Source organism: Mesorhizobium sp. B4-1-4 (genome assembly GCF_006439395.2).
Taxonomy (GTDB): Bacteria; Pseudomonadota; Alphaproteobacteria; order Rhizobiales; family Rhizobiaceae; genus Mesorhizobium.
This window is the reverse complement of the sequence record NZ_CP083950.1, coordinates 1523341-1542880: the sequence shown is the minus strand read 5'-3', so window position 1 is coordinate 1542880 and position 19540 is coordinate 1523341. Positions and strand designations below refer to the sequence as shown.

17 protein-coding genes are annotated in these 19540 nt (G+C 60.3%); 12 read left to right on the top strand and 5 right to left on the bottom strand.

All coding sequences use genetic code 11. The features are described from left to right. Positions 1 to 16 precede the first annotated feature (16 nt). The 4 genes from FJW03_RS30200 to FJW03_RS07425 form a co-directional block, all read right to left on the bottom strand. Positions 17 to 310: a C-terminal helicase domain-containing protein gene (locus FJW03_RS30200; protein ID WP_413466498.1), complete on the bottom strand. Its 294-nt coding sequence runs from the start codon at positions 308 to 310 to the stop codon at positions 17 to 19. A 227-nt stretch (positions 311 to 537) separates the two neighbouring features. Next, a complete protein-coding gene (locus FJW03_RS07435; RefSeq protein WP_140761967.1) occupies positions 538 to 1686 on the bottom strand; it encodes a hypothetical protein in 1149 nt (382 codons plus the stop codon). Positions 1687 to 1837: 151 nt separating this feature from the next. Further along, positions 1838 to 2155, bottom strand: coding sequence for a hypothetical protein (locus tag FJW03_RS07430; protein WP_140761970.1), 318 nt, complete (start codon positions 2153 to 2155; stop codon positions 1838 to 1840). Between the two features lie 174 nt (positions 2156 to 2329). Beyond that, positions 2330 to 2896, bottom strand: coding sequence for a recombinase family protein (locus FJW03_RS07425; RefSeq protein ID WP_140761973.1), 567 nt, complete (start codon positions 2894 to 2896; stop codon positions 2330 to 2332). Between the two features lie 696 nt (positions 2897 to 3592). Here FJW03_RS07425 and FJW03_RS07420 point away from each other — a divergent pair. From FJW03_RS07420 to FJW03_RS07380, 9 genes are all read left to right on the top strand, one after another. Continuing rightward, the gene (locus FJW03_RS07420) at positions 3593 to 4606 is read left to right on the top strand and encodes an ABC transporter substrate-binding protein (protein WP_140761976.1); all 1014 of its coding nucleotides are present in this window, start codon (positions 3593 to 3595) and stop codon (positions 4604 to 4606) included. 28 nt (positions 4607 to 4634) lie between these two features. Next, on the top strand, positions 4635 to 5642 hold the full coding sequence (locus FJW03_RS07415) for an ABC transporter substrate-binding protein (protein WP_140761979.1): 1008 nt from the start codon (positions 4635 to 4637) through the stop codon (positions 5640 to 5642). 46 nt (positions 5643 to 5688) lie between these two features. Beyond that, entirely contained in the window at positions 5689 to 6702 is a 1014-nt protein-coding gene (locus FJW03_RS07410; protein WP_140761982.1) for an ABC transporter substrate-binding protein, read from the top strand. 30 nt (positions 6703 to 6732) lie between these two features. Beyond that, positions 6733 to 7734 carry an ABC transporter substrate-binding protein gene (locus FJW03_RS07405; protein ID WP_140761985.1) on the top strand — a complete coding sequence of 334 codons (1002 nt, stop codon included), beginning with the start codon at positions 6733 to 6735 and terminating at the stop codon, positions 7732 to 7734. Further along, positions 7731 to 8336, top strand: coding sequence for an SCO family protein (locus tag FJW03_RS07400; RefSeq protein WP_140761988.1), 606 nt, complete (start codon positions 7731 to 7733; stop codon positions 8334 to 8336). The genes FJW03_RS07405 and FJW03_RS07400 overlap by 4 nt, the downstream gene beginning before the upstream one ends. Before the next feature lie 61 nt (positions 8337 to 8397). Next, positions 8398 to 10413, top strand: coding sequence for an ATP-binding protein (locus tag FJW03_RS07395; protein WP_181173189.1), 2016 nt, complete (start codon positions 8398 to 8400; stop codon positions 10411 to 10413). Next, the gene (locus tag FJW03_RS07390; RefSeq protein WP_140762002.1) at positions 10410 to 10775 is read left to right on the top strand and encodes a response regulator; all 366 of its coding nucleotides are present in this window, start codon (positions 10410 to 10412) and stop codon (positions 10773 to 10775) included. The genes FJW03_RS07395 and FJW03_RS07390 overlap by 4 nt, the downstream gene beginning before the upstream one ends. 14 nt (positions 10776 to 10789) lie before the next feature. Further along, the gene (locus FJW03_RS07385) at positions 10790 to 11938 is read left to right on the top strand and encodes an adenylate/guanylate cyclase domain-containing protein (protein ID WP_140762005.1); all 1149 of its coding nucleotides are present in this window, start codon (positions 10790 to 10792) and stop codon (positions 11936 to 11938) included. Positions 11939 to 12328: 390 nt separating this feature from the next. Continuing rightward, a complete protein-coding gene (locus tag FJW03_RS07380; RefSeq protein ID WP_140762008.1) occupies positions 12329 to 13156 on the top strand; it encodes a class II aldolase/adducin family protein in 828 nt (275 codons plus the stop codon). A 319-nt stretch (positions 13157 to 13475) separates the two neighbouring features. Here FJW03_RS07380 and FJW03_RS07375 read toward each other — a convergent pair whose 3' ends face one another. Then, complete coding sequence (locus FJW03_RS07375; RefSeq protein ID WP_226890610.1) at positions 13476 to 13664, bottom strand: hypothetical protein; 189 nt, start codon at positions 13662 to 13664, stop codon at positions 13476 to 13478. Positions 13665 to 13876: 212 nt separating this feature from the next. Here FJW03_RS07375 and FJW03_RS07370 point away from each other — a divergent pair, with 212 nt between their 5' ends. The 3 genes from FJW03_RS07370 to FJW03_RS07360 all read left to right on the top strand — a co-directional run bounded on the left by FJW03_RS07370 (position 13877) and on the right by FJW03_RS07360 (position 19463). Beyond that, on the top strand, positions 13877 to 15316 hold the full coding sequence (locus FJW03_RS07370) for a winged helix-turn-helix domain-containing tetratricopeptide repeat protein (RefSeq protein ID WP_181173190.1): 1440 nt from the start codon (positions 13877 to 13879) through the stop codon (positions 15314 to 15316). A 347-nt stretch (positions 15317 to 15663) separates the two neighbouring features. Further along, entirely contained in the window at positions 15664 to 16992 is a 1329-nt protein-coding gene (locus tag FJW03_RS07365; protein ID WP_140762014.1) for an adenylate/guanylate cyclase domain-containing protein, read from the top strand. Between the two features lie 293 nt (positions 16993 to 17285). Then, positions 17286 to 19463, top strand: a complete 2178-nt coding sequence (locus tag FJW03_RS07360; protein WP_140762017.1) for an adenylate/guanylate cyclase domain-containing protein — start codon at positions 17286 to 17288, stop codon at positions 19461 to 19463. The last annotated feature ends 77 nt before the right edge of the window (positions 19464 to 19540 follow it).

Genomic DNA, 19540 nt, shown 5'->3' with positions numbered 1-19540 from the left:
AAGGCAAGAACCTTCGCTATGCAACAAGTCCATAACACGTTGGAATTCGGGGACCCCTAGGGGTTTTGGCATACACTTGACTGGGTTCGCAACGACGATGATCGCGCAGGCATGTTCGCAGCTCGCCGGCTCGCCCCGACCTGACGAACGACGACCGCGTCGGCAATCCTGCCACCAAGGTGGCGACCTCGGTCTGGCCGATGCGGTGAATGCGCCCGAAGCGCTGTTCCAGACGGTTCGGGTTCCAGGGTAGGTCGTACCAAGGTGGGCGCTGGAGATTGATGCCTTCGCCGGCGGCGTCGGTCGCCAGCAGCCCTTGGACCTCGGGATCGTGACGGAAGGCTTCTGCGCCTTATCCTCTCCTCGCGGCCCATCCCGCCGCGGATGGCGACGACCGCCTGAGCTCGCCCGAGCAGCGTTCCGATCCGCGATTGAAGGTAGTTCAACGTGTCTCGGTGCTCCCATGCAGAACCTGGCCATAGCGCATCCTTTGATTCGGGCGATAAGGATGCCCCATCAAAGCCTGGGATCAAACACCTAGGCTTCAGGACTCGCACTGTGCTGGGCCGCCCTGAGCGTTATCGAAGTCAATTCGTGCGGAGCCACGGTTTCATAGACGACAATGTTGACCAGTTGGTCCGTGTCGAAGGCGAGGTTCACGTCTTCGAACTGATCCTCGTTGAAGCCGACGACGCACAAATCGTTAGCCTTCGCATCGCGCAAAATGAATTTCTTCTTGTCCTTGTCCAGTTCTCGGATAAACCCCTCGTAGGCTTTAGCCCTAGTGTCGGGAACGAATGTCTTTCTTGCGTTGGCAACCCTTTCGGCGGAACGCCTGGTCAACTGGACGGGGCGTGCTCGGCGACCGGTCAATCGACCGCTCACCTCCACACTTTCAATCACACCCTTGATGGGGGGCGTTAATTTAGCGAGTGCCTCAACTATGGACCGCCACTCAGCTGAGTGTGGAACGGGCGCGGCTTCCTTCTCCGTTGCCCACGTCAGCCCTTTCTGAAGGGCTTCACTAATCTTCTCGATCGTAGGCTGATCGTCAAAAAGGCGCTCAGAGAAATTGGGCGCCCCGAATGCTATCTCAAAACTGCGGAATCCAAAGTCCACAGCTGGCAGATCGTAAAACCGCCTGAACTCGTCCGCTGGGCGCCCAGAAAGCTGGTCCAATTCTAACGCATAGGCGGACAGCGCTCTAATTGCGCCGGTAGTACCATCGAGCGCCCGCCTGACGACGCTTGCTGGGATTCGATGCGCGTCCAGATCCTTTCCGATCAAGCGGACACGCAACAGAACGCGTGGGTCGATCGATAGAGTAGCACCTGGCTTCGGCAAAGCAGTCGCTGGAAGCTTGTTCGGGTCGATCGCGACCGGCTCAGTCAGTTTACCTCCAGCTAACCGGTCTACGAGCCACGCCCAACCACCTCCAACAAGGGCGTCCCGCAATGGCAGCCGATTGCCCTCGATTTGGGAGACGAGATGCTCATCGGCAGGAACCAACAGATAGCGGGAAATACCTCGGTCCTGCCCACACTGGTAGGCCAGTAACAATTGGTCGTCAGAAGACTTGAACGTGAAGAGCGTGGGCTCATCAAATTCATCCAACACCTGCAGTGGGCTGAGGGATGATATCCGCAGCCAAGGCGCCGGTGTCGATTCAATTTGCCAGATTGTCATTCCGTTGCCTTCACGACAAATGGCGCTTCGCGTTGGATATTCTCATATGGCCACCAAGTTGCATGGCTGACTGCGGCGCCACGGATCATCCTGGGCGTTTCTGCTATTTTCCCGAGTTCAGGCGTGAGAGAAGCTGCTGCTATGAACTCGCCTAAGTGCGGGAATTTATCAGCATAGGCCTCTGCTCCGAACTGTCCCGAAACAAACTAAGCCCATGGCATTCGCATTCGCGTCCCGGCGGGATATCATTCCCCAATTCGAAGAACGTCAAAAAATCTTCGGCTGCTGGAGGGTCGGTTTTCACGATCCGATAAACCTCTCCATGCGCATCCAGCGCGCTATCCAGCGGACAATCAGCCGGCATAGTTTCAGGGAATTTGGGCAAATCGACAGGAGCCAAAAGCGCCTCCAGCGCTTCAAGCGCTTCCAGATCAGCTTCGTCCAACTCTTCGTCGTCAGCTCCACTCATTTCGTCCTGATACTATCTGTTGGGACAGAATGAAAGATTACCAACATCAACCCAATGCAGAAGCATCCAAGGCCGCACCGCCAGGAGCAGCGCTCTAATGTTTCGCCGTGCAGCGACTGCTTCACACCTGAACCAACCAGCCGAAGCATGTTGCCGCCACACTTGCACCGTGGCCTACCTGAGGCCAGCAGCCGCAAGCGCTCGGTAGACTGACCCCCGCCCGATGCCGAGAGACACGGCAATCTCTGACACGGACTTCTGTTGCTGGAACAAGACAACCGCCTCACTGGCCTTTGCTCGCGCCGTCGGCTTCCGCCCTTTGTACTTCTTCTCTGCCTTCGCCTTCGCGATGCCTTCCTTCTGACGCTCTTTCATGAGGTCCCTCTCGAACTCTGCGAAAGCAGCGAACATGTTTAGCATCAGCCGACCGTAGGCTCCGGTTGTGTCCAGCGTCTCCTTGCCAAATTGCAGCACCTTCAGCCCGACGCCTCGTCCATGCAGGCCGTCGACGAGTTCGCCCAAGGTGCGCGTATTGCGTGCCAGGCGGTCAATCTTCGTGACCACCAGCGTGTCGCCCTTGCGCAGGAACTTCAGAGCACGGTCCAGTTCCTTCCGATCCCCAAGAGCAGACACCTGCTCTGAAAAGACTTCCTCGCAACCGGCAGCCTTAAGATCACGGACCTGTGCCTCCAACCCTGCCACCTGTTCTTCCGTTGAAGTTCTCGCGTAACCGACCTGCATCCGACCCTCCGGTGTCCAATAGCACCTAGACTTTTGAGTCAGATATGCCCAAAAGTCAATACCAACCTTATTGGACGGCACGTTGGCTGCGTTTCAAAACGTCCGATAGACCCTGCCCATGTGGACACGCCCTGGCATTGCCGTCCAATACGGCAGCCAAGTCTCAATCGCGGCAAGCCGCTGCACCGATCAACGAACGGCGCCGTTCAGGATTCATCGTCAGATCACCGGGGAACGGCATTGAGGCGCGCAACACCTATGACTTCTTAGGGGCCGTCAGCGGAATGGCGGCTTTTGGCGTCCGAAGAACGATAGCGGACGTTCAGCCGGAGGGACCAAGCACTGAAGCTGACCCGATGCAGACCTTTGCGTCGATCATTCGGAACGGCCGCAATTAAACTCGGAGTGGCTATTCATGACCGCGCAAACAGTCTCCCCGACAGCGAGGTCCTGGCGGGACGTTTGGCGTAGTAAGTTTTGCGCTCGCAACCTACGCAAATTGGGCGTACCGTTGGCATATCGTCGGCTGCTAATGCATGACCCGGCGACTGAGAGCGCAAGACTCCCACATCGGACTAGGCGCGCTAGGTTCCACAACTACTCGTCGCGCTCACCGGACCACCTGCCTCTGCCGAAACCTCTTTTGCTCGGTCCCGGCCAGTATCGCCTTTTGCCAATCGGAAGAGGAGCGTTCTGATGCAGACCATCCAAACCCGCCGCCGATTCCTGGCCGGCGCTGCAATGGCAGGCGCTGCAGGTATCGTCGGACTTCCAGAGTCACTACACGCGGAACCTCCACTGGAAACGACCACGGTTCGTCTGCCGTGGTGGGTTGATACTTCCTACTGCTGGGCAGGCGCGTACATCGCCGGAGAATTGATGCGCGCCGAGGGCTTCACCGACGTTCGCTACGTGAAAGGCGACAAAAGCATCGACCAATCGGAATGGATCGCGCGCGGCGAGACGGACTTCTCGGTGAACTTTCCGCCGAATCAGATCACGTCGATCGACGCCGGCGTGCCGATCAAGGTGCTGACCGGGTTACACTCGGGATGCCTCGAACTGATCGCAACGGAGAACATCCGCAGCGTCACGGATCTGCGGGGCAAGAGAGTGGGAGTGGATGGTTTCAATAGCTCGCGACACGTGTGGCTGACCCTCATGGCCGCTTATGTGGGGCTCGATCCCGTCAACGATATCCAGTGGGTCTTGACCGAGGGTGTCAAGCCGACGGAACTCTTCGTTCAAGGGAAGATCGACGCATTCCTCGGCACGCCGCCCCAGCCGCAGGAGCTGCGCGCCAAAAAGATCGGCCATACGATCCTCAACAATGCCGTCGACCGCCCATGGTCACAGTATTTCTGCTGCATGATCTCCGCCACGACGGACTACGTGACAAGATACCCGGTGGCGACCAAGCGGGTCTTGCGATCGATCCTCAAGGCCGCCGACCTCTGCGCGTCGGATCCGCAGATGGTGGCGCAGCTGATGGTCGATCGCGAATTCATGCCGTCGTATGACAACGCGCTGCAAACCCTGAAGGATATCCGCTACGACCGGTGGCGGGATTTCGATCCTGAAGACTCGATGCGGTTCTATGCCCTGCGCATGCAGGAGACGGGCCTGATCAAGGCGGGTCCGCAGCAGATTATCGCCGACGGCACCGATTGGCGCTTCCTCGACGAGTTGAAGCGTGAGCTGAAAACCTGATCCCATCTGTCTCGAGGAAGACGTAGACATGCAAATCATCCAGAGCCGCAGGCGCTTCCTGGCCGGCCTGACGGCTGCCGGCACCGCAAGCCTCGTCGGCGCTCCAACTCGGGTTCTTGCCGAGCCAGGGCCGGAGACCACACGCATTCGCTTGGCCAAGATCCCTAGCATCTGCGTGGCGCCACAGTATGTTGCAGAGGACCTGCTGCGCGCTGAGGGCTTCACCGAGGTTGCCTATGTCGCCACAGGCCCCGGTGCAGCCACGGCCTCCGCGGTGGCGAATGGCGAGATCGACTTTAGCCTCAACTTCGTGACAAATTCGATCGTAGCCTTGGACTCCGGTGCGCGGCTCACTCTGCTCGGCGGCGTCCATCCCGGTTGCTTCGAGCTGTTTGCCAAGCGCGGGATTGACAGCGTCGTCGATCTGAAAGGCCGGAACGTCGGCGTCCAGGGGCTCGGTTCGGGGCCGCATCTGTTCCTCGCCAGCATCGCGGCCTATGTCGGGCTCGATCCGGCGCGCGACATCAACTGGGTGGTGGACCCGGCGGTCAAGCCCAAGGAGCTGTTCGCGCGGGGCGACATCGATGCGTTCCTGGGCTTTCCGCCGGACCCGCAGGAATTGCGGCGCAGCAAGGTCGGGCACGTGATCGTCAACAGCACAGTGGACCGACCTTGGTCGCAATATTTTTGCTGCATACTGTCCGGCAACAGCGATTTTGTGGCCGCGCATCCGGTTGCTACCAAGCGGGTGCTGCGCGCCATCCTCAAGGCCGCGGATCTATGCACCGCCGCGCCGGCCCTGGTTGCCGAGCGCTTGGTCGCGGGCGGATTCGCCAGCCACTATAATGATGCGTTCGCAGCGATCAGCGAGTTGCCCTACCGGAAATGGCGGGACTACGATTCAACTGACACCGTCCGCTTCTATGCACTTCGGCTGAAAGAAATCGGTTTGATCGGCTCTACACCCGACAGGATTATCGCGGAAGGTACGGACTGGCGCTTCCTGAACGAACTCAAGCGGGAATTGAAGACCTGATCAGGCAATCGGCCAGCGGTGCTGTTTCTTCTGAAAGGAGACTCCGATGCAGATCACCCAGAACCGCCGCCGATTCCTGGCCGGCGCTGCAATGGCAGGTGCAGTCGGTGTCGTCGGTCTTCCGAAGTCACTCCACGCGGAGCCGCCGCTGGAAACGACCACGGTTCGGTTGCCGCGATGGGTCGGTGGTTCCTACTGCTGGGCCGGCGCGTACCTCGCCGGGGAACTGATGCGCGCAGATGGCTTCACAGACGTTCGCTACGTGGAAGGCGATAGGAGCGTCGACCAATCGGAGTGGATCGCACGCGGTGAGACGGATTTCTCGATCAACTTTCCGCCGAACCAAATCGCGTCGATCGATGCCGGCGTGCCGATCAAGGTGCTGACCGGGTTGCACTCGGGATGCCTCGAACTGATCGCCAAGGAGAGCATCCGCAGTGTCACGGATCTGCGGGGCATGAGGGTGGGCGTGGACGGTTTCAACAACTCGCGACACGTGTGGCTGACCCTCATGTCCGCCTATGTCGGGCTCGATCCCGTCAACGATATCCAGTGGGTTTTGACTGAGGGCGTCAAACCGACAGACCTCTTCGTCCAAGGGAAGATCGATGCCTTCCTCGGGACACCGCCCCAGCCGCAGGAGCTGCGCGCCAAGAAGATCGGTCACACGATCCTTAACAATGCCGTCGACCGGCCCTGGTCACAGTATTTCTGCTGCATGATCTCCGCGACGACGGACTACGTGAACAGGTATCCGGTGGCGACCAAGCGGGTCTTGCGATCCATCCTCAAGGCCGCCGACGTCTGCGTGTCGAATCCGCAACTGGTAGCCCGGCAGATGGTCGATCGCGATTTCGTCCCATCGTATGACTACGCGCTCCAAACGCTGAAGGATATCCGGTACGACCGCTGGCGCGAATTCGATCCTGAAGACTCGCTGCGGTTCTACACGCTGCGCATGCAGGAGACGGGCATGATCAAATCGAGCCCGCAACAGATCATCGCAGACGGAACGGATTGGCGCTTCCTCAACGAGTTGAAGCGCGAGTTGAAAACGTGAGCCTGTTCCTCCAAGCGAAGGAGACGTGACATGCCGATAATCCAGACCCGTCGCAATTTCCTTGCTGGCTTGACCGCGCTCGGCACAGCGGCATTTGCAAGCGGCCAGAATTCGTCCGCCGATAAGATCCGACTCGAGACGACCACCGTGCGCCTCCCGGTGTTCGCCAAGGTCTCGGACTGCCAATCGCCGATGTATGCGGCCACCGAGCTTCTGCATGCCGAAGGCTTGACCGACGTTGAGTTCGTGTCTTCGGGCACCGGCCCGGATTCGTCGGACTGGATCGGCCACGGCGAGATCGACTTCGACTGGAACTACCCGCTCGCGCATGTGCTTAACATCGCAAAAGGCGCGCCGATAAAAGTCTTGACCGGCTTGCATGTAGGCTGTCTTGAGCTGATCGCAAACGATCGGGTCGTTGGCATCCCTGATCTGAAGGGTAAGACAGTAGGAGTGGATGGCACCACCATCCAGTATCTGTTGCTTAATGTGATGTCTTCCTACGTCGGCCTTGATCCGGCAAAGGATTTTGAAACTCTCGTAACCCCCGATGCGGTTCAAAGCCTCGCGGAGGGTAAGATCGATGCGTTCATCGGCGGACCGCCCACGCCCCAGCAGGCGCGCGAGCGAAAGCTGGGCCATGTACTTGTCAGCACGGCGATCGACAAACCATGGTCGCAGTATTTTTGTTGCATGCTCGCGAGCACCACAGATTACTTAGGACGTTACCCGCTGGCGACTAAACGAGTCATGCGCGCCCTACTCAAGGCCGTGGACCTCTGCATAACCAATCCGGAAGTGGTTGCGAAAAGTGCGGTCGATACAGGCTACGCCAGCGACTACACGCTTCAGGCTATCCGTTCCGACATACGCTATGACAAATGGCGCGAATATGACCCCGAGGACTCCCTGCGTTTCTATGCGCTGCGTATGCAGGAGACAAATGCGGTCACGATGAGGCCACAGGAGGTCCTGGACCGCGGCACCGACTGGCGTTTCCTTAAGGAGCTCAAGCGCGAGATGAAGACGTGAGCCGCTGGCCGACGCGCGCGTTGCTGCTCCTCGCCCTCGTCGCAGCGCCCGTGCACACCTCTGCGCACGAAGCGTCAAAGCACGCCAAGGACAGCGAGCGCCTGCCGATGATGGGCGCTGCACCGGATTTCACGCTGATATCACAGGACCGCAAGCCGGTGTCGCTGCAGGACTTCCGCGGCAAGGTGGTCGCCATTGCATTCATCTACACGTACTGTACCGACGTGTGCCCGATGCTGACCGCCTATATGGCCAGCGTGCAGGAGAAGCTGGGCTCGACATTCGGACCCAAAATCGCCTTCGTTTCGATCACCGTCGACCCGGAGCGCGATACACCCGACGTGTTGAAGGAATATGCGCAGAATTTCGGCGCCGATCTGAAGGGCTGGTCGTTTCTTACCGGCGACCCTGCGACTGTCCATGAGGTTGGACGGCAATATGGGGTGATCGCGAAGAAGGCGGCGAACGGAGATGTCGACCATACCTTATTGACGTCGCTCGTAGACCCCGATGGCATGTTGCGAGTACAATATCTTGGCGTCCGGTTCGACTTGGAGGAGTTCCGGGGTGATCTTCTCAGCCTCTTGGACGAATCCAAATAGCATAACGAACCGGCTCGTTGGCTGGGTTGCCCGGCTGCCGGCGCGCGTCCAGACCAAGCTCTTGATCGCGTTCCTGTCGATTGTCGGCCTGTTGATCGTGCTCGGGGCCGTCGGGTTGCAGGTGCTGAGTGGGGTCAATGATCAAACAAACGAGCTGATCAAGCTGCAGCGCCGGATCGCGGCCTATCGCCAGGTCCAGCACGACACCACGAACCAGCTCTACGGCATCTCGACCGCACTTCTGCTTCAGGACGAGCGGATGCTGGATGCGGCGTTGCGCCAGCTCAATCAGTTCGGCTACGACCTCGATCGCATGGAATTCGTCGCCAAAGCCGAGGTGGAAGTGCTTGGCCAGGTCAGGCAAGAGTACGAACGACTCGCGGCCGGCGTGACGCACGTTGTGCAACTTTTTCGCGCCGGTCGCATGGAAGAGGCGCGCAAGGTTCAGCTGGATGAGATCATGCCGTCGGCGGATCGCCTCGAGCGGCTGACGAACCAGTTGGTCAACATGGCCGAAGCCGACATGGTGGCGGCGATCGAAACGACCGAGGGAGCGTACGGCACTTCTCGACTGATTGTGGTCTCCTTTGCAGTGGGCAGCATCCTGCTGGCGCTAGGGCTTGGCTACATCATCTCCTGGTCGTTGATCGAACCGGTGAAGAAGATCGAGACGCGTCTCAGCCAAATTGCGGCCGGCGACTTCGCCCAACGGGTTGTCGTCCCCAACCGCGACGAACTGGGAGCACTTGCGGACAACGTCAACCAGACATCCGAGCGGCTGGGGCGACTGTATCAAGAGGTGCAGGCGCGCACGGCCGAGCTTGCACGCTCAGTCGGCGAACTGGAGGCGCTTGGGGACGTCAGCAAGGCGGTCAATTCGACGCTGGATCTCGACACGGTGCTGAAGACGATCGTCGCCAAAGCGGTCCAGTTGTCGGAGACGGATGCTGGCACCATCTACGTGTTCAGCAGCACGCGGCAGCAATTCCGTCCGCGCGCAAACTTCGGTATGAGCGATGAGCTTATCGCCGCAGTCTCGCACCAGACGATCGGGCTGGCCGACATGGGGATCGGCGACGCGCCCGGGCGCTGCATGCCGGTGCAGTTTCCCGACCTCAGCGAGGAGACCTCATCCTTCCTTGTGAGAAAGACGATCGTCGACGCCGGATATCGCGGTATCCTGATCGTTCCGCTGCTGAGGCCCAACAAAATCGTCGGTGCACTGGTCGTCAGGCGCCACAAGCCAGGTGCCTTCGATGAGCAGGTCGTGCACCTGCTGGAGACCTTCGCAGCCCAATCGGTGCTCGCGATCCAGAATGCCAAGCTGTTCCGCGAGATCGAGGAGAAAGGCCGGGAGCTGGAGGCAGCCAGCCGCCACAAGTCCCAGTTCCTGGCGAATATGAGCCACGAGCTCAGGACACCGCTCAATTCGGTCTTGGGCTTCACAGAACTGCTGGTCGACGGCATCTACGGCGAACTCCCGGACAGGGCAAAGACCACCGTCGCGCGCGTGCAGGCAAACGGCCGTCATCTCCTCGGGCTCATCAACGACGTACTCGACCTTTCCAAGATCGAAGCCGGCCAGCTCACGCTGGCGATCGAGGACTACTCCGTCGCGCAGATTGTTCGATCGACCATTACGGCTGTCGAGCCGCTGGCACGAACGAAGGGTCTTGAGCTTTCAACGACTGTTGCCGAGAACCTTCCATTCGGCCGCGGGGACGAACGCCGTTTGACACAGGTCCTGCTCAATCTTGCAGGCAATGCCGTCAAGTTCACCGAAACGGGTGCGGTCGACATTCTTGCCGATGCGGTCGACGGGCACTTCGAGATCACCGTCCGAGACACCGGTCCCGGCATCGCGTCCAAGGACCAGGCTCTCATCTTCGAAGAATTCCAGCAGGTCGACAACAGCAGCACCAGGCAGAAGGGTGGCACAGGGCTGGGCCTGGCGATCTCGAAGCGCATCGTGGAAATGCATGGTGGGACCATAGACGTCGAGTCCGTGATCGGGTCAGGGTCGACATTCCGTCTGAAGGTACCAATCCGGGTGAATGAGGAAGTGAGGGCCGCATGAGCAAACGAATCCTGATGGTGGAAGATACCGAGGACAACCGCCAGATCATCCGCGATCTCATTGCCACCACCGAATACGAACTGATCGAGGCGGCGGACGGCGCCGCCGGCATCGCTGCAGCCGGAGCGCACAGGCCGGACCTGATCCTTATGGACATTCAGCTTCCGGTGATCGATGGGTATGAAGCGGCCCGCCGCATCAAGGCCGACCCGGCGCTCCGGCACATTCCGATTATCGCCGTCACCTCCTACGCACTGTCGGGCGACGAGGCAAAAGCCCTTGCTGCTGGGTGCGATGGTTACATTGCCAAGCCATTCAGTCCGCGCCAGCTGCTTTCTGAGATTCGCGGGTTCCTTTCCTGAGGGGAGACAGTGCCTTGCACGATCCGCCTCGCATTCTCGCGGTCGACGATACCCCGGAAAATCTCGAGATCCTGCGCATGCGGCTCGAGGCGAATGGCTATGAAGTGGTGACGGCCGCGGATGGCGAAGAGGGACTTGCGAAGACCCGCGAACTCACACCAGATCTGATCCTTCTCGACATCATGATGCCGAAGCTGGACGGCATCAGCGTGGTGCGCATGCTCAAGCAGGACATCGCCTTGCAGGCGATTCCGGTCATCCTCGTCACCGCGAAAGCCGACACGCGCGACGTGATCGAGGGCCTGGACGCCGGCGGCGACGACTATCTGACAAAGCCCTTCGAGCACAGGGCGCTGCTAGCGCGGGTGCGGTCGATGTTGCGCCAGAAGGCGCTTCACGACACTGTCGCGAGCCAAACCAAACGCCTTGAGGACCAAGCCGCACAGCTTTCCGATTTGAACCGCTCACTCGAACAGACCGTGGCGGAACAGGTGACCGAGATCGAGCGAATGGGCCGGCTCCGACGATTTCTGCCCGCGCAGGTCGCCGACCTAATCGTTGCGGCAGGAAATGGCGACGCGCTTCTGCAAAGTCACCGTCGCGAGGTGACCGTCGTTTTCTGCGATTTGCGCGGCTTTACGGCCTTCGCCGAGACCGCCGAGCCCGAAGAAGTCATGACAGTTCTTGCCGAGTATCATTCCTGTCTTGGTGAGCAAATCGTCCGCCACGAGGGAACTCTCGAACGGTTCGTGGGCGACGGTATCGTCGTGGTTTTCAACGATCCGCTGCCGTGCGCCGACCACAGCGAGCGAGCCGTCTCAATGGCTGCTGCGATGCGAGACGCGATTGACGAGCATTCGGAGCGATGGCGCAAGCGGGACTATTTGCTGGGCTTCGGGATCGGCATTGCTAGGGGCCACGCAACCATCGGGCGCATCGGTTTTGATCAGCGCTCGGACTATGCCGTCATCGGCACTGTGTCGAATCATGCTGCCCGATTATGCGAGGAGGCCAAATCCCGCCAGATTCTCGTCAGCCAACGCGTCGTCGGCGCTGTCGAGTCGCTGGCCGAATCCGTTCTTGTTGGCGATCTGACGCTGAAGGGTTTTCGCCGCCCGATGCCTGCCTATGAAATCGTGAGGTGGATCGGTCGGCCAAGTTAGCGTCAGACGCACTCTGGTCTCTTTCGGACGATATGGCGCGTCGACCGTCGGCACAAAGCAGTCCAGCCATCGACCGATCTCGAAATCGCCGCAGACGGCCGATTGCAGACTGTCGGCTTTTCGAGGTTGACTGGGAATAGCCGCCGACCCGGAACAACATAACTGGAAGCGCGTCCAGTGCTTGACATTGGCGAAGCCTGCTCGATCGGATTGAGCTCCATGTCCAGCACCAGGCAAATTCGGATCATTGCCGCGACACTCGACTCTTTTTGGCATCCATTCGGAAGAATTCGGAACAAATGATGCAGCCTTCGAGACGCGTGCGAGAAGCTTCCCCAATCTGAGGCGTGCCGTCATGCCGACGGTGCAGAACCCCAAGGAGGGCGCGCCATGGACGTCGTCAAGTCAATTCCAGACACTGAATGCGGTTTGGCCATCGGCAAACAGCAGGCCTATGAACCGTTTTTCAAACGGCGCGGGCCGCCGCGCTTCGAAACCCTGGAGCAGGAGCGGCAACACCGAAAGGAGCGGCTCGCTGCCGGCTTCCGCATATTCGCGGAGTTGGGCTTCAGCGAAGGCGTTGCCGGACATATCACGGCACGTGATCCGGAATTCACCGAAACATTCTGGGTTAATCCGTTCGGCATGCATTTCGCACATATCACCGTCTCGGACCTCATCCGCGTCGACTGCTCAGGCGATGTGATCGAGGGCACGATGCCAGTCAATGTAGCCGCATTCGCCATTCACCATCAGATCCATGCCGCGCGGCCGGATGTCGTCGCGGCCGCCCACGCCCACTCCATCTATGGCAAGGCGTGGTCGGCGGTGGGCCGGCTGCTCGATCCGATCACGCAAGACGCCTGCGCGTTCTATGAGGATCACATCTTCTTCAATGACACGCGGGTGCTGGTCACCGAGGCAAGCGAGGCGGCCCGGATCGCCGGGGGCCTTGGTGCCCACAAAGCGGCGATCCTGCGCAATCACGGTCTGCTTACGGTCGGTGAAACTGTCGACGAAGCAGTCTGGTGGTTCATTTCAATGGAACGCTGTTGCCAGGCGCAGTTCCTCGCCGAGAGCGTGGGGACGCCGCTGCAGGTCGATCCGGCCAATGCCCGAGCCGCTCGCGCGGTGAACGGAACGCCGACCGCAGGCTGGTTTCAATGCCAGCCGCTCTGGCAGCGCATCCTCAGGCAACACCCCGATCTTCTCGAATAGGCTGGCGTGCCACAGAGGGAGACGTCTGATGGGTGATGGCGAAAGCCATCCCCCTTTCCATCTCGCCGTCATGATCGAGGAACGCCTGTGCCCCGTTATCCGCCTCGAAATAGGAGGGACGTCACTGCCCCTATCCTGCAGCTGGTCCTTCAAATGTTGGGATAGCAGATGCTCGACAGGCGGGCGCAAGGCGCAAACCTTCTGGAGCCAATACGCGAGGCAAAAGCCGTCAACGAATTAAATTAATGTCCATCATATTAGCCATAGTTGCGCAGGTGACTTGCGAACGAAGGACGGTGGCCGATAGCGTGATCCCGCATCATTCCCCATCGAGTTGCGAAGCCGCATTCCCGCCCTCGGTTCGGCGCTTCTGATCGGCGATATAGGCAGCTATATAGCGGTCGAGCGCTACGCGAAATTCTTGATCGCGGGGGCGTGGAGTGCTCACTGGGGTTACCTGAGTGGTCTCGGTCCCAAACCCGATACGGTCGAAAACAACAGCGGACATTTTCGGCTCTCCTGTCTCGAAACACCTTGTCAGGGTGAATCCGGCGCGCGGCAAGGTCGCGGGGCGATGGCCGAAAAGTTCCGAAAAGCTCCAAAAAGATGTTAGTTTGTTCCATGATGGGGAAGCGTTTCGCCTTCGGCCCGTTCGAGCTCAATCCGGAGGCAGGAACGCTGGTCCGGCAAGGCCTTCCCGTTCCCGTCGGCTATCGCGGTGTGTTGCTGCTGGCAGCGCTGGTGATGCGAGCTGGGGAAGTTCTGTCAAAAGCGGAGCTCATGGACGCGGCTTGGCCGCGCGCGACGGTCGAGGAGAGCAACCTCTCCGTCCAGATCGCATTGCTGCGCAAACTGCTTGGGCGGGCGTCCGACGATGCCGAGTGGATCGCGACCATACCGCGGATCGGCTACCGCTTCGGCGGCGCGGTGGAGTTCCTTGACGCGACCTCGACCCCATCCGACAACGAGGAGGCTGGGCCCTCCATCGCCGTGCTGCCCTTTGCGAATCTTAGCGACGACAGCGAGCAGCAATATTTCGGCGACGGTCTCGCCGAAGACATCATCACTCGGCTTGCGCGGCTGCGCTGGCTCTTCGTTTCGGCCCGCAACTCTTCCTTTACCTATGGCGGTAAAGCGGTCGACGTGAAGCATATCGGGCGCGAACTTGGCGTGCGCTATGTGCTCGATGGAAGCGTGCGCCGTTCCGGACAGCGGCTCAGGATCAATGCCAGGTTGAGCGACGCCAACACCGGGCGCCAGATCTGGGCGGAGCGTTATGATGCGGAAATCGCCGATTTCTTCGCGCTGCAGGACGAGATCGCCCAAAGCGTGATCGGTGCCATCGAGCCCAGGCTCTACGTGGCCGAGCAGGAGCGTTTCCAGAGCCGGTCACCCGGCAGCCTAGACGCCTGGGGGTTCGTCATGAAGGCTATGCCCTATGTCTGGACCTGGGGTTCGATGCCGGATTTCGAGATCGCCGAGCGGCTGCTGAAAAAAGCTATCGACATCGACCCCGACTATCCACGTGCCAACTGCCTGGTAGCCTGGGGCCTCGGCGCAAAGGTGATGCTTGGACTGGCTGATGCCGAAGCCACCTTGCCGACTGCCCACGACATGGCGCAACGGGCGATCCGCAGCGATCCGGAGGACCCTTGGACGCACTTCGCCGCGGGCTTCGTGTATATGGCCTCGCGCCGTTTCGATCCTGCCGTTAAAGCCCTATCTGAGGCGATCACCCTCAATCCGAGCCTCGCCTACGCGCACATGATCCTTGGATCGAACTATGCCTATGCCGGCATGCCCGACGACGGTCTGCACCATGTCGCGCTTGCCGACCGGCTCAGCCCGCGCGACTTCACGCAGGCGGGCAGCCTTTCCGTCACCGGCCTCTGTCATTTCATGGCGGGGCGTTATGTCGAGGCAGCCGAGTTCGAGCGGCGCGCTGTGGATCTCAGGCAGAATTTCGGGACGGCTTGGCGCACCTACGCCGCCTCCGCAGGCATGGCGGGCGATCACGCGGCCGCCACCCACGCGCTGTCACAAACGCGGCGCCTACATCCATCCGTGTCCGTGGATTGGGTCGAGAAATACCACCCCATCATCCACGAAAAGGATCGCGCGCGCTATATCAAAGGATTACGCGTAGCCGGGCTCGACTGACACCGCCCGTCGCTGCCCGCCGTCAGCTCGAGCACGGGGTTGGAGAGGGCGGCAGATCGTGACCCTCGAGGCGACGTACCCGGGCGATGCCGAGTAAAGAGCTAATTTTAGGCTGCAGCGCCCCATGACGGGACGCGGAGTTCGCTATGGGGCCGGAGGCGGACTGGCAGCTTATGGCGTCCGCGAAGCGAATAGCGGACGTTCGAACCGATAGGACAAAGGTCTTGGATTTGACCCCGAAGCCGACATTCCCCTCATTGCCAAAGTTCAGTATCTTGAGCGGCGAGCTTCGCATCTGCCTCGGTAATGCCTAGCGATGCGATTACGCAATCGATTTGTCAGGCGCCATGCAAAGACCGGAGACCCGCTATGCCCGATGCGGCGACGTCACCATCGCTTATCAGGTGGTCGGCGACGGTCCGACGGATCTGCTTTATGCTCAAGGCTGGCTCAGCAACGTCGAGTACGCTTGGGAGAGTCCCGAATACGCTCGATTTCTCACCGGTCTCAGCCGCTTTTCCCGTCTAATCTTCTTCGACAAACGCGGTACGGGAATGTCCGATCGAAACGTCGGCTTTCCGACGCTCGAACAAAGGACCGAGGACATCAATGCGGTGCTCGATGCCGTCGGATCGAAGCAGGCGGCGCTCTTCGGAGTTTCAGAGGGCGGAAACATGACTTCGCTGTTTGCGGCCACCTATCCCGAGAGGGTGAGTGCGCTGGTTCTGTATGGCTGTTTTGCCCGAAGCAAATGGGCGGCCGACTATCCCTGGGGGCGGACCGACGAGGAAATCGAGAAATACGTGGCGTCGCTCCTGGACAACTGGGGTCGGCCGTTCGACTTAGACGACGGTGCGCCGAGCGTGGCGGGCGACCCCGTGGTTCAGAGCTGGTTTGCTGCCTACCTTCGATTTTCAGCCAGCCCGCACGCCGCCGAGCTGATTGACCGGCTCAACTACGAAATCGACATTCGCGCTATCCTCCCCGCCATACATGTGCCGAGCCTCGTTCTCCATCGCGCCGGCGACCGCTGGCGCGCAGTGGATGAAGGGCGCTATCTTGCCGAACATATTCCAGGCGCCGAGTTTCGCCTGTTGCCGGGCGACGACCACGTCCCCTTTTACGGCGACCAGGACGAGCTGATCGGGCAGGTCGAAGAGTTCGTCACAGGTACACGGACGACCGCAAAACCCGAACGCGCGCTCATGACGTTGCTGATGACCGACATCGTCGACTCGACCAAGACCCTGAGCGCCGTGGGGGATGAGCGATGGCGGTCGATACTCGAGCAACTCGATTTCAACGTCAGCCGACGCGTTGCCGCACTCGGCGGGCAAAAGATCAAGCACACTGGCGATGGATATCTGCTCACATTTGCGGGACCAACCCCGGCGATTGAATGTGCAAAGGCGCTGGCGCGGGACGCGAAGTCTCTCGGGCTGGCGCTCCGCACCGGTGTTCACATCGGAGAGTGCGAGCGCCGCGGCGACGACCTGAGCGGTCTGGCGGTCCATTTGACAGCGCGCATCATGGCCGAAGCCGCGCCTAACGCGATCCTTGCCTCCAGAACCGTGAAGGATCTCGCGGTCGGCTCCGGGCTGGACTTCACGCTCCTCGGTCACCGGGAAATGAAAGGCATCCCCGAGGGCTGGGAGCTTTATGCATTGGCTGGCTGAAGCGAATGTTTGCTTTGCGGCGCATTGCAGTCCGGCGGCTTCGGGCCGCGAGCAGTAAGTCCGCTTTGGTGAGGAGAAAACGATAGCGGACCTTTTAACTTTGTTGGGTGACCCCGGGGCATCGTTCTGCGCCATCCATTTTTGGCTATGAACTGCCCCACCTGGGCAATGACCGCGAAACCGACGGATTGCATTGCCCGCTGCCCCAAGGGGCCAAGCATGCTCGCAATCAAAGTAGTACTAGAGTACGCTCTCAAGCCAAGCTTTTGCCCTTGGAGGTGGGACACCAGCGTATGGAGCGACGGCTCACCGCAATCCTTGCTGCCGACGTGGTCGGATATAGCACGCTCATGGGCGAGGATGAGGTCGGTACGCTTGAACGGCTGAAAAGCTGCCGCCGCGAGTTGATCGACCCTGCGATCAAGGAATTCCACGGTCGCATTATCAAACTCATGGGCGACGGGGCACTGGTCGAGTTCGCCAGCGTCGTCGATGCCGTCCAGTGCGCTGCCACGATTCAGCGCCGGATGGCTGTCCGTGACCAAGGTACCGCCGGTGCCCGTCACATCCGGTTTCGTATCGGCGTCAATCTCGGCGACGTCATCGTCGAGGAAAATGACATCTACGGCGATGGCGTCAACATCGCCGCGCGCCTTGAGGCAATGGCCGAGCCGGGCGGAATCTGCATCTCCGGGACCGCGTTCGATCATGCCGTCCACAAGGTGGACGTCGGCTTTGCCAGCCTTGGCGAGCAACGCCTCAAGAACATCGCCGATCCGGTTCGCGCCTATCGGCTGCTGCTCGATCCCGCAGCCTCTGGCAAGGTCGTGGCCACACCACACCGGCAAGGCCCACGCTTCATAATCCTGGCGAGCGTCGCCGCCTTGGCGATTGCCGCGATTGCCGGCATTTTTGCCTGGCAGAAATACTCGGTGCCATCGCGGCCATCGGTTGCCGTGCTGCCGTTTGCAAACCTTGGCGGTGATCCAGGCCAGGACTATTTCGTTGACGGCATCACCGAAGATCTGATCACCGATCTCACCAAGCTTTCCGGTCTCGACGTCATCGCGCGCAACTCGGTGTTCGCCTACAAGGACAAGCCTCCGGCGCTGACTGACGTCGCGCGCGACCTTGGGGTCCGCTTCGTCGTCTCGGGCAGCGTCCGCCGTACCGGCGAGCAGATTCGCCTCAACGCCCAGCTCATCGATACGGCAACGGGCGACAATCTATGGGCCAACCGATTCGACCGTGGCATGGACGGCGTGTTTGCCGTCCAGGACGAGATGAGCGGCGAGATCGCCAAGGCGCTTGGCATCCGGGCTTCGGCAGCGGAGAGCGAACGAATGGCGCGCCCGCCGACGGAAAACCTCGAAGCTTATGACTTCTATCTTCGGGCCGAGCAGACAGCACGGACCGGTCGGCGCAACGGGCTGCGGGAGGCGCTTACGCTCTACGACAAGGCGGAGGAGCTCGACCCCGCTTTCGCGGAAGCCTTCGCGGCTGATGCAAGCATGACAGTTTATATCTGGCGCGAATCGTTCAACGACATCATGCAGAGTGCGCCGGCGCGCAAGCGCGCTTATGAGAAGGCAAGCCGTGCGCTGCAACTCGATCCGGATCTTTCGTCGCCTTACGCGATTCTTGGCATCATGCAGGTCGTGGATCGCCGCTACGAGGAAGCCATCGCTTCGGTCGAGCGAGCCGTCGCACTTGGCCCCGGCGATGCCGAGACGCAAATAGCTCTGGGATACGTGCAACTGTTCGCCGGCAATCATGCCGAGGCTACCGAAGCGGTCGAGACAGCTCTCAGGCTCGATCCCAACCTTTCACCCATCAACCGGCAAATTGCCGGTCTGGTCTTTCTCATTCAAGGTAGCAACGACAGGGCGATCGAGGCGCTCGAACGCACCCGCGACGATGCGCCCTCAGTCGGAGATTTCACGATCACGCTTGGTGCCGCCTACGCCCGCGCCGGCCGCCTGCAGGATGCCAAGGCGGCGGTCGCCGAGGGAATGGGTGCGATGTCGACACCGGGGTTCGATTCATTGTCCGCATACCGGCTCAACGGTGCCCAGTACCGTAACCCGCAGGATTTGGCTCTGATCATCGTCGCATTACAGCAGGCGGGCTTGCCCGAATGGCCGTTCGGCTTCACCGGCGACGAGCACAACCGCTTGAAGGGCGATGAGATCGCCTCGCTGGTGCTGGGCCATACGTTGCAAGGTCAGCTTGAACCCGGTCTCCAACCAGCCTTCCTCCAGATCGGGAGCGACGGCAAGGCAGCCTTCCGCTCGACGACGCGGCTGGTCACCGAGACTATCCGTGTCGATGGCGACCTTTTGTGCGAGTTGAGCGAGAATATGTTCGGGCGCCCCGACTGCGGACCTGTCTACAGACGCCGCGATCATGCCGGCAACGGCTATTCCTTTGTCAATTCAAGCAAGGTGTTTCACTTCACGGTCGTTCAGTAGGCGGACCTGGTCTCAGGGATACTTGTCGAGCTCCATAGCGGACGTTTTACCTCCAAGGTCCGACGTCGTGAGCTGAC

What these genes read in the sequence shown, in the direction of transcription:
- FJW03_RS07375 (WP_226890610.1), bottom strand. Translation starts at nt 13,664, where the DNA reads ATGTCCGCTGTTGTTTTCGACCGTATCGGGTTTGGGACCGAGACCACT.
- FJW03_RS07435 (WP_140761967.1), bottom strand. Translation starts at nt 1,686, where the DNA reads ATGACAATCTGGCAAATTGAATCGACACCGGCGCCTTGGCTGCGGATA.
- FJW03_RS07410 (WP_140761982.1), top strand. Translation starts at nt 5,689, where the DNA reads ATGCAGATCACCCAGAACCGCCGCCGATTCCTGGCCGGCGCTGCAATG.
- FJW03_RS07420 (WP_140761976.1), top strand. Translation starts at nt 3,593, where the DNA reads ATGCAGACCATCCAAACCCGCCGCCGATTCCTGGCCGGCGCTGCAATG.
- FJW03_RS07360 (WP_140762017.1), top strand. Translation starts at nt 17,286, where the DNA reads ATGGAGCGACGGCTCACCGCAATCCTTGCTGCCGACGTGGTCGGATAT.
- FJW03_RS07365 (WP_140762014.1), top strand. Translation starts at nt 15,664, where the DNA reads ATGCAAAGACCGGAGACCCGCTATGCCCGATGCGGCGACGTCACCATC.
- FJW03_RS07430 (WP_140761970.1), bottom strand. Translation starts at nt 2,155, where the DNA reads ATGAGTGGAGCTGACGACGAAGAGTTGGACGAAGCTGATCTGGAAGCG.
- FJW03_RS07425 (WP_140761973.1), bottom strand. Translation starts at nt 2,896, where the DNA reads ATGCAGGTCGGTTACGCGAGAACTTCAACGGAAGAACAGGTGGCAGGG.
- FJW03_RS07390 (WP_140762002.1), top strand. Translation starts at nt 10,410, where the DNA reads ATGAGCAAACGAATCCTGATGGTGGAAGATACCGAGGACAACCGCCAG.
- FJW03_RS07415 (WP_140761979.1), top strand. Translation starts at nt 4,635, where the DNA reads ATGCAAATCATCCAGAGCCGCAGGCGCTTCCTGGCCGGCCTGACGGCT.
- FJW03_RS07405 (WP_140761985.1), top strand. Translation starts at nt 6,733, where the DNA reads ATGCCGATAATCCAGACCCGTCGCAATTTCCTTGCTGGCTTGACCGCG.
- FJW03_RS07380 (WP_140762008.1), top strand. Translation starts at nt 12,329, where the DNA reads ATGGACGTCGTCAAGTCAATTCCAGACACTGAATGCGGTTTGGCCATC.